Annotated in this window: 11 protein-coding genes; 3 read left to right on the top strand and 8 right to left on the bottom strand. The window is 61.3% G+C overall.

Going from position 1 to position 12,748, the window contains the following annotated elements:
* Window positions 1-3: 3 nt before the first annotated feature.
* From KQ933_RS28055 to KQ933_RS28035, 5 genes are all read right to left on the bottom strand, one after another.
* The gene (locus KQ933_RS28055; RefSeq protein ID WP_216759265.1) at window positions 4-1,077 is read right to left on the bottom strand and encodes an LLM class flavin-dependent oxidoreductase; all 1,074 of its coding nucleotides are present in this window, start codon (window positions 1,075-1,077) and stop codon (window positions 4-6) included.
* 90 nt (window positions 1,078-1,167) lie between these two features.
* Window positions 1,168-2,544 carry an LLM class flavin-dependent oxidoreductase gene (locus KQ933_RS28050; protein ID WP_216759264.1) on the bottom strand — a complete coding sequence of 459 codons (1,377 nt, stop codon included), beginning with the start codon at window positions 2,542-2,544 and terminating at the stop codon, window positions 1,168-1,170.
* Between the two features lie 20 nt (window positions 2,545-2,564).
* The gene (locus tag KQ933_RS28045) at window positions 2,565-3,305 is read right to left on the bottom strand and encodes an ABC transporter ATP-binding protein (protein WP_216759263.1); all 741 of its coding nucleotides are present in this window, start codon (window positions 3,303-3,305) and stop codon (window positions 2,565-2,567) included.
* Window positions 3,281-4,159 carry an ABC transporter permease gene (locus KQ933_RS28040; protein WP_216759262.1) on the bottom strand — a complete coding sequence of 293 codons (879 nt, stop codon included), beginning with the start codon at window positions 4,157-4,159 and terminating at the stop codon, window positions 3,281-3,283. Before KQ933_RS28040 ends, KQ933_RS28045 begins: the two co-directional genes overlap by 25 nt.
* 40 nt (window positions 4,160-4,199) lie before the next feature.
* On the bottom strand, window positions 4,200-5,225 hold the full coding sequence (locus KQ933_RS28035; protein ID WP_216759261.1) for an ABC transporter substrate-binding protein: 1,026 nt from the start codon (window positions 5,223-5,225) through the stop codon (window positions 4,200-4,202).
* A gap of 471 nt (window positions 5,226-5,696) precedes the next feature.
* On the opposite strand from KQ933_RS28035, the gene KQ933_RS28030 reads away from it, so the two are divergent.
* Window positions 5,697-7,226, top strand: coding sequence for a diguanylate cyclase (locus KQ933_RS28030; protein WP_253958355.1), 1,530 nt, complete (start codon window positions 5,697-5,699; stop codon window positions 7,224-7,226).
* 8 nt (window positions 7,227-7,234) lie between these two features.
* Here the strand turns inward: KQ933_RS28030 and KQ933_RS28025 are convergent, their stop codons facing one another.
* On the bottom strand, window positions 7,235-8,101 hold the full coding sequence (locus tag KQ933_RS28025) for a LysR substrate-binding domain-containing protein (protein WP_216759260.1): 867 nt from the start codon (window positions 8,099-8,101) through the stop codon (window positions 7,235-7,237).
* 145 nt (window positions 8,102-8,246) lie between these two features.
* On the opposite strand from KQ933_RS28025, the gene KQ933_RS28020 reads away from it, so the two are divergent.
* Window positions 8,247-9,104, top strand: coding sequence for a DUF1989 domain-containing protein (locus KQ933_RS28020; protein ID WP_216759259.1), 858 nt, complete (start codon window positions 8,247-8,249; stop codon window positions 9,102-9,104).
* Window positions 9,105-9,139: 35 nt separating this feature from the next.
* Here KQ933_RS28020 and KQ933_RS28015 read toward each other — a convergent pair whose 3' ends face one another.
* Window positions 9,140-10,405: a glycerate kinase gene (locus KQ933_RS28015; protein WP_216759258.1), complete on the bottom strand. Its 1,266-nt coding sequence runs from the start codon at window positions 10,403-10,405 to the stop codon at window positions 9,140-9,142.
* Window positions 10,406-10,577: 172 nt separating this feature from the next.
* Here KQ933_RS28015 and KQ933_RS28010 point away from each other — a divergent pair, with 172 nt between their 5' ends.
* Window positions 10,578-11,870: an MFS transporter gene (locus KQ933_RS28010; protein ID WP_216759257.1), complete on the top strand. Its 1,293-nt coding sequence runs from the start codon at window positions 10,578-10,580 to the stop codon at window positions 11,868-11,870.
* A gap of 64 nt (window positions 11,871-11,934) precedes the next feature.
* On the opposite strand, the gene KQ933_RS28005 is transcribed toward KQ933_RS28010, so the two are convergent.
* The gene (locus KQ933_RS28005; protein WP_216759256.1) at window positions 11,935-12,747 is read right to left on the bottom strand and encodes an inositol monophosphatase; all 813 of its coding nucleotides are present in this window, start codon (window positions 12,745-12,747) and stop codon (window positions 11,935-11,937) included.
* Window position 12,748 lies beyond the last annotated feature (1 nt).

Here is a 12,748-nt window from a genome sequence, read left to right as displayed (position 1 = left end):
GCGTCATGCTGCCCTGAGCAGGGGCAGCAGTTGTGCGCCCTGTCGTTTGATCTCCGAAAGATAGGGCGTGTCGGACAACACGAAATGGCTGATGCCGAGTTCCCGGTATTTGCGCAATGAGCGGGCGACATCCGCTGCAGAACCCACGAGCCAAGTCGTGCCCGCCCCGCCGCCGCCGAACTTGCCGGGCGTGGTGTAGAGATTGTCGTCGAGCACTTCACTGCGCTGGTGCAGATCGAGCAGGCGCTGCTGGCCGACGGCGACGGCGCGGTGGTGATCGTGCCAGCCAGCACCGCTATTGTTTGCCATCTCGGCGACCTTCGCCTCTGCGTCGGCCCAGGCCACTTCGGTGGTGTCGCGCACCAGCGTCGTGATCCTCAGCCCGAATTGAAGCGGTGGCAGGTCGCGGTCGAGGTCACGGCTCAGCTTCTTCAGGCGTTCGATCCGCTCCCTCACGCCATCGAGCGGTTCACCCCAGAAGAGCTGAACATCGGCTTCAGTAGCGGAGACACGCTCTGCTGCTTCCGAGGCGCCGCCGAAATAGAATTTCGGATGACGCCGCTCGCCGCGGGCTTGGATGCGCGGCACGACGGTGGATTCGCGGACCCCGAAATGTTCACCGGCATAAGTGATGTTTTCCTCGGTCCATAGTTTTCGCACCAGCCGCATGAATTCCTTGGTGCGGCCGTAGCGATGCGCCTGATCGCCCTCGCTGTCGCCATAGGCAGCAAGATTGTCCTTGCCAGAGACGATATTGATGCGCACCCGCCCACCTGTGAGATGGTCGAGCGAGGCTGCCGCCGACGCGAAATTCGCCGGCCGCCAGTAGCCGGGGCGGATTGCGATCAGCGGCTCGAAGGTGGTGGTGCGTGCCGCAAGCGCAGTGGCCAGCGTGAAGGTGTCGGGACGGCCCCAGCCGGTGCCGATGAGCGCGCCCTTCCAGCCGTGCTCTTCCAGCGCCCTGGCGTGGCTGGTCAGCGTTTCCAGGCTGTTATGGTCTGCGGTCGCGGAATCGCCGCGATGGCCGGCTTTGACGGCATTGGGGATATACCAAAGGAATTCCGGATTGCTGCTCATGCGATATGCCTGCCGTTCTCTGTGATTGAATGAGAAGGAATAGTGCGGCCGGCTGCGTTGCAATCGCCCGCATGTTCTGCGAAGGAGGGATTATCCGGCCGCCCGGGCCGATGTGCCCTGCCGGGCTCTCAGCGCCAGCCCATTCGGTGGACGCCGCAGACCGAGGTTCTCGCGCAGCGTCGTGCCTTCGTACTCCTCGCGGAAAAGACCGCGCTTGCGCAGGATCGGCACGACCTGATCGACGAAGTCGGTCAGCCCCTTCGGCAGGACCGGCGGCATGATGTTGAAGGCATCCGCCGCACCATTGTCGAACCATTCCTGCATCGCGTCGGCCACCTGCTCCGGCGTGCCGACAACCGTGCGGTGTCCGCGGGCGGTCGCGACCGCCAGATAGAATTCGCGCAGCGTCATATTGTTGCGCGAGACCAGATCGGTGACCAGTTTGAGGCGGCTCTTGTTGAGCTCGGTGTTGTCGGGCAGTGGTGGGGCTGGATCGTCGAGCGAATATCCGGAGAGATCGACGTCCTTGTAGTGGCGCGACAGGATGTTCCAGGCGACCGAGGGGTGAACCAGCGACTGGATATATTCGTAATTTTCCCGTGTTTCGGCCTCCGTGCCGCCTAAGACCGGGAAGATGCCGGGGCTGATCAGCAGTTCATCCGGGTTGCGTCCATAGCGGCCGAGCCGTCCCTTGACGTCCGCATAAAATTCCTGAGCGTCCTCCAGCGTCTGGTTCGCGGTGAAGATCATCTCGGCGGTACGCGCCGCGAGCTCGCGACCCGGCTCGGATGCGCCGGCCTGGACGATGACGGGATAGCCCTGCACCGGGCGGCCGACATTCAAGGGGCCGCTGACGGAGAAGAACTGGCCTTTGTGGTCGAGCTGATGCACCTTGTCCGGATCGAGATAGACGCCGCTTTCCTTGTCACGGATGAAAGCGTCGTCCTCATAGGAATCCCACAAGCCCTTCACCAGATCGACGAATTCCTCTGCCCGCGCATAACGGTCGGCATGAGCCGGATGGCCGGGGATCGAGAAATTCTTGGAGACATCGGCTCCCGTGGTGACGACGTTCCAGGCCGCGCGCCCCTTGGAGATATAGTCGAGCGAGGCGAATTTGCGGGCAAGCAGATAGGGGTCTTCATAGGTGGTGGAGGCGGTTGCGACAAAGCCGATATGGCTTGTGACCTGAGAAAGCGCCGCCCACAGGGTCACCGGCTCGAAATGGGCGCCCTGCGCGGTGCGGCGCAGCGCTTCGGGGTCTTTGGCCCGCTCCCAGCCGGCCGGGCTGTCGGCAACGAAAACCAGGTCGAATTTGCCGCGCTCGGCGGTCTGGGCGAGCTCGCGATAGTGATCGACATTCAGGCCGGCATCGGCTTGTGCGTCCGGGTGGCGCCAGGCGGCGACATGATGGCCGGTTGCCATGATGAACGCGCCAAGCCGTATCTGTCTTTTCTGATTAGCCATGATGACGATCTCCTTTGGTTTCAGGCAGCGTGACGGCCGGCGGCATCAACCCCGAGCCGTCTCAGAAGACGGGTTCGGATCTGTGCGAAGCGCGGATCGCCGTGATCGCGTGGCGCCGGCAGATCGATGCGCAGATCCTCGACAAAACGGCCCTCATCGAGCACCAGGATTCGGTCGGCGAGCGAGATCGCCTCATCGACATCATGGGTGACGAGCAGAACGGCGGGGCGGTGTTTCGCACAAAGCTCCCGCAAGAGGTCATGCATCTTCAGCCGGGTCAGCGCATCGAGCGCGCCGAAGGGTTCGTCGGCCAGCAGCAGGACCGGCTCACGCACCAGCGAGCGGGCGAGTGCCACCCTCTGCTGTTCGCCGCCGGACAGCTGGTTCGGCCAGGCAGTTTCCCGTCCTTCGAGACCGACTTCGGCGAGCGCCCTGCGTCCGGCTTTCTGTCCGGCTTTATCCGGCAGACCGAGCGTGACGTTCTGAATGACCGTGCGCCAGGGCAGCAGACGGGCATCCTGAAAGACGACCGAAAGTTCTTCCGGCGTCTCAAGCGTCCCAGTTCCCTCGACCTCGTGGTCGAGGCCGGCAAGGGCTCTGAGGAACGTGCTCTTGCCTGAGCCGCTTTTGCCGAGCAGGGCGACGAACTCGCCCTCGCCGATATCGAGATCGACGCCGTCGAGGATTGTCTTCGCCGCAAAACGTCGCACGAGCTTTTCCACATGCACGGCAGGTTTCAGTTGGCCAGAGTGCGGCGCCATGAAAGGACCCTCCGTCCGAGCAGGCGGACGAGGCCGTCCGAGACGAGGCCGAGCAGCACATAGACCACCAGGCCGACGAGGATGACGTCGGTCTGGCCATAGGTGCGAGCGAGATCGATCATGTAGCCGAGGCCGCTGGTGGAGTTGATCTGTTCGACCACCACGAGCGACACCCAGCAGAGGGTCACGGCAAAGCGTAGACCGAGAAGGAAGCCGGGCAGAGCGCCGGGCAGCACGACCTGAAAGACGAAATCCTTCTGGCTCATGCGGAGCGTCTCGGCGAGTTCGACATAGCGGCTGTCGATGCTGCGCAGTGCGTTGTGCGTGTGGATGTAAATCGGAATGATGACGGCAAGCACGATGGTCGTGACCTTCATGCCTTCGCCAATCCCGAACCACAGGATAAAAAGCGGGATCAGCGCCAGCGTCGGGATGGCACGCTTGATCTGGATCGGGCCATCGATCAGCGCCTCGCCGATGCGGGACAGACCGGCGAGGACCGCGAGAGCCGTGCCGATGACAAGCCCGATGCTGAGGCCGAGCAGCGCACGGGTCGCAGAGGTCAGGAAATTATCCTGAAGGCGACCCTCGGCGATCAACCGTCCAAAGGCCTCGACGACCGTCCAGGGCGCCGAGAGAATGCGCGGATCGATCCACCCCAATGCCGATCCGGCAACCCAGGCCAGCACCAGCAGTGCCGGACCGATCTGCAGTCCGAAGGGTATCTCGCGTCCGGGGCCGAGCCTGCGACGGGCGCGGGAGGCTGAGGGTTTTGCCGTGTCGGTGACGCCAGCGCTTCCACGCGGCGATATCCGTGACGCCTTGACGTTATCTGCATCCCAGGTGGTTGCCATGCTTGCGATCTCCTCTCTTCGCTATGGACGGCATGTGCGATCACTGGCTTCTTGGCAGAGCGCCTGCGGCGATTTTTTCGAAGCGGTTGTCGAAGATCTGTTCGACGTCGAAGGGCTTGTAGCCAAGCTCGCTGGCCAAGAGGTTGATGGTTTCCTGATGGCGCTTCTTCACGTCCGCCCAGCTATCGGGGATGACCTGGGTGCCTGCGAGCTTGATAAGAAATTCGGCATCCTCGCGGCTGAGGCCCTGCTGGCCGATGTAATATTCCCTGATCCAGATCTCGGGGTTCTGATCGACCCATTCGGTTGCGCGCGCCCAGAGGCGGACATATTCGGCAAGGGCGGCTGCTTTTGCGGGATCGTCCAGCACCCATTGCGGTGCATAGAGATGGGCTGGGTCGTCACGCAGGCCGTGCGCGACGAGGCTTGCGCCATCGGAGCCATATTGACTGATGTAGCGACGGATATTGACGCCGCCGAGCGGCGCGATATCGACCTGCTTGCTGGCCAGTGCCTTCGGATAGACGTCACCGGTGCTCGGCAACTCGACCAGCGTGGCGTCTTTCTTTGTCAGGCCTGCGGCATGGAGCGCGCGAAGCACGAGCGTACCTTGGGCCTGGCCAGGGCTGAAGGCGATGCGCTTGCCGCGGAAATCTGCGAGCGACTTGACGTCGACGTCGGGCGCAATGCCGAAGCGGTAGATTGGATTGGCAATCGGGTCTTTCCGTTCGCGATAGGCGATATTGCGGACGGGCAGGTTGTTCCAGGTCGCGAAGATCGACGGGATTTCGGCCACGGAGCCGACATCAAGTGCATGCGCGCGGAAGGCTTCGGAGGTCTGGGGGCCGCCGCTGAGATTGGCCCATTTGACCTCGAAGGTGAGTTCCTTGATGAGGCCGGAAACCTCCAGAGCTTTCTGCGTGATCGGATCACCGATCGTCAGAACCGTTCCCGTCGGCACCTTGTCGAGCAGCGGTGCGCTTGCCTCGGCCGCTGCAACGCTGCTGAGCATGCCAAGAGAGATGAGGCCGAGCACAGCCGTTCCCAGTGTTTTTGCCAATGTCATCGTTGATGTTTCCCGTTTGAGGTTGCAATGTCAGGAAGCGATGACGGCAAGGGTGTCGAATTATCTATAAAATCTATAGACTAGTTATTTCTTTCGTTTGCCGGTTCATGAAAAATCATACCAATTGTGCCAGCGTGGCGGACTCGCGTGTTGTTGGTCGAGGGCATGGCTGTTCCTTGCTGAGGCAAGAAGACGCGGGCCGACCTTGGGATATAATCGAAGTGAAAGCGGTGAAAACAATTCAGTACCCAAGCCATTCCGTCCTGGAACATTCCATTCTGGTCTTCTCTTAACTTTCGAGAAACCTTGTCTTGCTTCGGGTTGGCTATGAAATTCTCGCTCTCTGATACTTGGTTACATTCCTTTACGTTCCGCTGTTAAAGTCACAGCCGAAAGATCTGCTGAAGCGACTTGACGGTTGGACTGACGATGCTTGGTGCTGAGATCCCTGCATTCCTGGAGGCGTGTCCGATGGCGGTGCTCGTGCTCGACGCCGCCGGCCGCGTCATCTTTGTCAATGCCGAAGCCCGGCATCTCCTCCAACTCGAAGACCAGCCTGCCGGAATGGACATTGCCGAACTCATGCCGGAATGGCCGCTGTTCTCAGGCGTCTCCACCGCTTTCACCAGCGATCGTTCCGGTCATCGTCGATCATACCGCGTACAGGTCATGAAATGGTCCGCAGGCACAGAGACGGTCACAGCTGCTTTCCTCGAGCCTGTTGATGACGAGCGTCCGGCAGGTTACGCGGCGCGCGAGGCCAATCTGCGCCTGCGCTATGTCATAGAGATGCTGCCGGAAGCGGTCTGCGTGTTCGACGCCAACGACCGCTATGTTCTCTGGAACCAGAAATATGCCGAGCTTTATGCCGACATAGCCGAGCACCTGAGGCCCGGTGCCGCGTTCGAGGATATTTTGAGGACCAGTCTCGCCGGGGACAAGATGCGAGAGCGCGTCGAGGACAAGGAGGCCTGGTTCAGCGCCCGCATGCAGAAATTCCGCCAGCCGGTTTCGCAGGAGGAACAGCAGTTGCGGGACGGCCGGTGGCTGCGCCACGACGACCGGCGCACGCCCGACGGTGGCGCCATCGGCATGCGCATCGATATTACCGGCCTCAAGCAGCGGGAAGACTGGCTTCGCCAATTGTTCGACGCCAATCCCATGCCCATGCTTTTGTGCGATGGCGAGAGCCTTGCCATTCTTCAGGCCAACCAGGCAGCCGTTGATTTCTATGGCTTCCAACTCGCGATGCTACTGTCGAAGCGGGCTTGCGACATGCATGTCGACGACGAACTCCAGGCATTCGAGAAGATCCTCCTTCATCTCGACGGTGACCGTGATACACGAACGATCTGGCGACAGACGACGCTGGACGGATCGGAGCGCCACGTGCTGATCTATGTTCGCCAGCTCCTCGAGGGGGCCGAGCGCCGGCTGCTGCTTACCGTCGCCGACGTCAGCGACAGGATCCTTGCAGAGGCTGAGGCCAATCGTTTGGCACATCATGATATTCTCACAGGCCTGCCGAACAGGATGCAATTCTACAAAGCGCTCGAAAAAGCCCTTGCATCGGAGGATCGGGAAAAGGTCATCATCTGCTGCCTGGATCTGGATGGGTTCAAGCCTGTCAATGATACGTTTGGCCATGCTGCCGGCGATGATGTGCTGAAAAATGTCGCCGGGCGGCTGCAGATACATGCGCGGGGCCATCTGGTCGCCCGCCTCGGCGGTGATGAATTCGCAATCCTGATGAAGGGGCAAAGAGGTGAGGCGATTGATCTCGCTGAGCGCTGTATCGACGCCTTCCAACAGCCTTTTGTGATCAATGGACTTGCCATCCGTCTCGGTGTCAGCATCGGCATTGCTGCGGCGGACGGAGTGGACGGCGAAGCGCTCGTGCAGGAGGCGGACCGGGCGCTCTATCGCGCCAAGGCCGATGGCCGCAACACCTGGCGCATGACACCTCTGGATCTGCCTGTTCCGAAGCGGGCTAAGGCCTGATCGTCCCGTCAGTTCTCCTGTCTTGCAGCAAGCAGCCAATCACGAAGCGTTTTTGCCTCGCGCGAGAGGCCCTTTGCCTCGATGAGCCAATAAGCCTTGTCCATATCGGAAGCCCGCTCGAAGAGGGAAACAAGCGAACCTGCCGCGATCTCTTCTGCAATCAGCGCGGTTGGGCAAAGGCCGACACCCTGGCCACTGATCAACGAGCCGATCATGAGATTGAAGTCGGCAAAAATAGGTCCGGCCTTCGGCGCGGAATGGATGCCGGCACCTGACAGCCAGCGCGCCCAGGCATCGGTCGTCTCGTCATGCAGGATTTCGCAGGCAAGCAGGTCGGCTGGCTTGTGAAATGGGCCATGCCGGGCGAGGAATTCTGCCGAACAGGTTGGTCTGGTTTCGGCATCAAGGAGCTTGATGGCGCCGGTGCTCGGCCGGAATCCGTGGCAGATCAGCAGGTCGGCACCGGCCGCTTCGGGCGTCCTGGCATCCAGCGCATAGACGATGTTGATCCTGATTTCAGGAAAAGCAATTCTCAGCCTGGGCAGCTGCGGAATGAGCCATCGCACTGCCATGGAGGGAATGCACGCAACGCTGACCGGGCGGCTGTTTGCTTCCAGCCTCAACTGCCCGGCGGCGACGTCGATATGCGCCAACGCATAGGTGACGGCCGCGCCAAATTCCCTGCCGGCGGCCGTCAACGTCACGCCACGGCTATGACGCCGAAACAGGGGGATACGGAGCCAAGTCTCCATTGCCTTCACGTGCTGGCTGATGCCGGTGGGATTCAGATTCAGTTCGGCAGCCGCCCGGACAAAGCTTTCGTGGCGCGCGGCCGCTTCGAATGCCCGTAGGGATGCGAGGGGAAGGTTTCTCATGTCGAGATGACTAAGCAAAACTTGTCCATAGCGCAAGAATCATCTCGGTTGCCCAATGCCGCAGCCTCGCTAAGAGTGCTCATCGACTTATCGTGTCTCGCGGGGCACAAGACCCGAAAACCGCCAGCGGAGCGAAAATATCAGGATGTCGAAACAGTCGATCGTGCCAATTCCTTCTGACGCAGCCGAGCGACGCGCAGCACCGCCCGTGGTCGTCTATCCCGTCGAGACGCTGCCGTTGGCCGATCTCAGTCTTTTCGAGAGTGCCCGGCAAACGCTGACGAAGGTCAGCGAACTGATCGTGCCGCCGCGCGAGGCGGGCAGCTTCCATGTTCCGCAGGGGCATTTCTTCCGCATCGTCAGCGTGGACGGCCCACAGGTCGGTGACCTCAATCTGTGGAACGCCGCCGATCTCACCGAACGGTTTTTCAGCGGCAAGACGCGGGCATTGCATGCCACCCATGTCGGTGTCGGCGATCGTCTCTGGAGCACGCTGCCCTATCTGCGCCCCATGGCGACCATCACCTATGACAGTCTCGGCTGGTACGGTTGGGATGAGGATGGCGCCGGCATTCATGACGTCATCGGCACCCGCTGCGATCCCTATACCAACCGGTTGCTGAAGGACGGTGATTATCATCACTGCTGCCATTCGAACCTGACGCGAGCGCTTGCCGCCGATACGGGCATGCCGCTCCAACAGGCCGAGATGCATGTGCATGATGTGCTCAACGTCTTCATGTGCACCGGCTTCACCAGGGATACACACCAGTATTTCATGAAGGCCAGTCCCGTGCGGCCGGGAGATTTCATCGAATTCTTTGCAGAGATCGATCTTCTCGGAGCATTGTCGGCCTGCCCGGGCGGGGATTGCGGCGCAAGCCATTCCAGCGATGTGGCCGCCTGCCATCCTTTGAAGGTCGAGGTATGGAAACCCGATCCCGCGACGCTTGCCAATTGGACGCCGCCGGAGGCAAATCCCTATCCGAGAACGCATCGGTAGAGCGGTGACCACCCTGATCTTGCGCAGACGAACAGTCAGACGATCAGGATCGCCCTGAAGTCGTTGACATTGGTGCCGGTCGGGCCGGTTTCGAACAGGTCTCCGATGGCTTTGAAGCCGGAATAGCTGTCGTTGGTATCGAGCACGCGGCGCGGGTCGAGACCGGCAGCGCGCAGCCGCTTGACGGTACCGCCGTCGGAAAATGCGCCGGCATTGTTTTCCGAGCCGTCGATGCCGTCAGTGTCGGCGGCAAGCACGTGAATGGCGTCATACCCGTCGATCGCCAGTGCGAGCGCGAGCGCGAATTCGCAGTTGCGGCCGCCTTTGCCGCCCTTGGCGCGCAATGTCACCGTCGTCTCGCCGCCGGAGAGAATGACGACCGGTTTCGTGAAGGGCCGGTCGCGACCCGCGACCTCGCGGGCGATCGCCGCTAGCACCAGCGCCACGTCGCGCGCTTCCCCTTCGATGGAATCCGACAGGATCGCCGGTGTTATGCCCTGAGAACGGGCGAGCTCGGCTGCGGCTTCGAGCGATACGCCGGCCGAGGCGATGATGTGATGTTCGTGGCGGGCAAAGACCGGATCGCCCGGTCGCGGCGCATCGGCCTTGGGGGAGTTCAGATGATCGATAGCCGCCTGTGGGAGCTTGAGGCTGTATTGCCGGATGATCTGAAGCGCATCATGCCGGGTCGAGCTGTCGGGAACGGTCGGGCCAGAGGCCACATGGGCGGGGTTGTCACCGGGAATATCGGAGACGATCAGGCTGACGACGCGGGCCTTCGTCGCTGCCGCCAGCCGTCCGCCCTTGATGGTGGAGAGATGCTTGCGCACGACGTTCATGGCCGAGATCGGTGCGCCTGAGGCAAGCAGCAGCTCATTGAGCAGGATCTCGTCCTGCAGTGTCAGCCCTTCGGGCGGGGAAGGCAGCAGCGCCGAGCCGCCGCCGCAGATCAGGGCAATGACGAGATCGTCCTCATTCAATCCTGCGACAGCCGCCATCAGTTGCCTGGAGGCGGCAAGGCCGGCGGCATCGGGAACCGGATGGGCAGCTTCGATGATCTTAATGTTCTGCGTTTCGCAGCCATAGCCGTAGCGGGTAACGACCACGCCTTCGAGGGGCCCGTCCCACACGCCTTCCAGCGCACGCGCCATCTGTGCCGCTCCCTTGCCGGCGCCGATCACCACCGTCTTACCCCTGGGTTTCTGCGGCAGATGCGCGGTGATGCCGGTCAGGGGATCAGCGGCACGCACGGCTGCGGAAAAGAGCAAGGTCAGGAAATCGCGGGGGGAGGGCAGGGTCATGATGACCTCTCTGGAGATACGACGGGATGGATGGCTTCCGCTCCGTTAGGCATGACTGTCGACATATCGCTTGTCAATGCGGTGGCCTCCCCCAACCGCTCGGCGCGGTTGATAATCTGCGATATGCGGCTATCTATCGAGAAGAAAAGCAACAACCATTTGGAGAATTTACATGGTCAACGAACAGCAGTTGATCTCGAAGATTACCTGGCGGCTCATGCCATTCCTCGGAATCCTTTACCTCATTGCATATATCGATCGTCAGAACGTCAGCTACGCCAAGCTCGAAATGGTCGATGCGCTCGGCATGAGCGAATATGCCTATGGCCTTGGCGCCTCGCTCTTTTTCATCGGCTATTTCCTCTTTGAAGTGCCGAGCAACCTGTTCCTCGACAGGTTCGGCGCACGCGTCTGGTTCGCCCGCATCCTGGTCTCCTGGGGCATCGTCACCATCCTGCTCTCCTATACGCAGAATGCGACGATGTTCTATATCCTGCGCTTCCTGCTCGGTGTCTGCGAGGCGGGCTTCTTTCCCGGCGTCCTCTATCTTCTGACGCTTTGGTTTCCGTCGTCCTATCGTGGCCGCATGGTAGGGCTGTTCATGATCTTCAGCGCGCTTGCCAATGCGGTCGGCGCGCCGGTTGGAGGCATGCTGCTCGATCTCGACGGCCTGCTCGGCCATGCAGGATGGCAATGGGTGTTTCTGGCAACCGGCATTCCGGCCGTCATCGCCGGTATCGTCACCTTCTTCTATTTTTACGACCGGCCCGAAAGTGCAAGTTTCCTCAGTGACAAGGAGAAGGACTGGCTCGCAAATCGGCTTGCATCCGAGAATTCCGGCATGGACCACAATGCCGAAAACGGCTTCAAGGCGCTCGTCGACCCCCGCGTCCTGTTGATGGCGCTCTGCTACATCGCCTTTCCGCTCGCAGCTTACGGCCTCAGCTACTGGCTGCCGACGATCGTTCGCGCCTTCGGTGTCAGCAACACCATGAACGGCTTCATCAACATCATCCCCTGGGTGCTCGTCGCGATCGCCTTATGGGCGGTGCCGGCTGCCGCTGACCGGGCGAAGGCAAAGACGCCCTATATCGTCATTCCGGCCTTCATCGGTGCTGCCTGCCTTCTCTTGTCCGCACTCGTTTCGAACCACGTGCTGCAATTCGTTTTTCTTTGCGTTGCCGCAGCCGGCATCTTCGCGCCGCAGCCCGTCTTCTGGAGCCTGCCCTCGCGCTTCCTGAAGGGGGCGGGGGCTGCGGCCGGGCTTGCCGCCATCAATTCCGTCGGCAATCTCGGCGGCTTCGTTGCCCAGAACGTCGTACCCTGGATCAAGGATGAGACGGGAAGCATCATTGCACCGATGTTCTTCCTGGCCGCCTGCCTTGCCGCCGGCGCACTGCTGGTCTTTGTCGTCGCGACCGTGATGGCGCGCAAGGAGCATGACGCCGTGCCGCGCGGCGCCTGACGACCCTGTAAATCAAAGCCTCGGCACCAAATGTGCCGAGGCTGTTTTCCGCAGGGCGGCGGACTTACGCCAATTCATCCTGCAGCGAGCGGCTGACGAGCCGCATGAGATCGTCCTTCACGCCGGGAGCTGCGGCGATGACCGGGCCACCGGTCAAAAGAGTGCCCTTGCCGGGGAAGGTTTCGGTCCAGCCGCCGGCCTCGCGGATCATCAACAGCCCGGCCATGCAGTCCCAGGCGTTGATATGCGGTTCATAATAGCCGGCGAGCCGACCGCAGGCGACCTGCGCCAGCATGAGCGCACCGGACCCGTTGCGGATGAACATGCCACCTGCCTCCAGCAGCAGGTGGATGAAGATCGAGACCTGCTTCAGCGGAATGCGGAAATTGGCGCCGACACCGAGAAGCCCGGTGCCGATCCTGGTGGTCTTGTCGACGCTGATCGCCTTGCCGTTCAGAAAGGCGCCGGCGCCTTTCCTCGCCACGAAAAGATCGCCCGATGTCGGTTGGCAGATGAGGCCGAGCACGGTTTCTTCGCCCTTCATGATGGCGATCGAGATGCACCATTGGTCGATGCCGTGCACGAAGCAGCTCGTGCCATCGATGGGATCGACGACCCAGAGATAACCGGAAGGACCTTCTGCCAGTCCTTCCTCTTCACCGAGCACGCCATCATCGGGGAAGGCGGCGGTGATGCGCTCGCGGATCATTGCTTCCACGGCCTTATCGGCCTGGCTCACAACATCCTGGCCGTTCAGCTTGTGGCCTGTTTCCAGTGAGGAGAGATCGGAGAAGTAGGAGAGCGCCTTACCTGCCGCATCAAGGATCACGTCTTTGGCAAGCACGAAGCGGGCATCATCAGGAAATTCGCAATGCATG

The sequence above is a fragment of the Rhizobium sp. WYJ-E13 genome (assembly GCF_018987265.1).
In the GTDB taxonomy this organism is placed as follows: Bacteria; Pseudomonadota; Alphaproteobacteria; order Rhizobiales; family Rhizobiaceae; genus Rhizobium.
Note: the sequence above shows the minus strand (reverse complement) of the source record. Positions and strands in the feature narration are given on the sequence as shown.

Coding starts and splice junctions, on each gene's coding strand:
- KQ933_RS28050 (WP_216759264.1), bottom strand. CDS start 2,544: ATGGCTAATCAGAAAAGACAGATACGGCTTGGCGCGTTCATCATGGCA.
- KQ933_RS28035 (WP_216759261.1), bottom strand. CDS start 5,225: ATGACATTGGCAAAAACACTGGGAACGGCTGTGCTCGGCCTCATCTCT.
- KQ933_RS28010 (WP_216759257.1), top strand. CDS start 10,578: ATGGTCAACGAACAGCAGTTGATCTCGAAGATTACCTGGCGGCTCATG.
- KQ933_RS28015 (WP_216759258.1), bottom strand. CDS start 10,405: ATGACCCTGCCCTCCCCCCGCGATTTCCTGACCTTGCTCTTTTCCGCA.
- KQ933_RS28005 (WP_216759256.1), bottom strand. CDS start 12,747: ATGCATTGCGAATTTCCTGATGATGCCCGCTTCGTGCTTGCCAAAGAC.
- KQ933_RS28030 (WP_253958355.1), top strand. CDS start 5,697: ATGGCGGTGCTCGTGCTCGACGCCGCCGGCCGCGTCATCTTTGTCAAT.
- KQ933_RS28045 (WP_216759263.1), bottom strand. CDS start 3,305: ATGGCGCCGCACTCTGGCCAACTGAAACCTGCCGTGCATGTGGAAAAG.
- KQ933_RS28040 (WP_216759262.1), bottom strand. CDS start 4,159: ATGGCAACCACCTGGGATGCAGATAACGTCAAGGCGTCACGGATATCG.
- KQ933_RS28025 (WP_216759260.1), bottom strand. CDS start 8,101: ATGAGAAACCTTCCCCTCGCATCCCTACGGGCATTCGAAGCGGCCGCG.
- KQ933_RS28020 (WP_216759259.1), top strand. CDS start 8,247: ATGTCGAAACAGTCGATCGTGCCAATTCCTTCTGACGCAGCCGAGCGA.
- KQ933_RS28055 (WP_216759265.1), bottom strand. CDS start 1,077: ATGAGCAGCAATCCGGAATTCCTTTGGTATATCCCCAATGCCGTCAAA.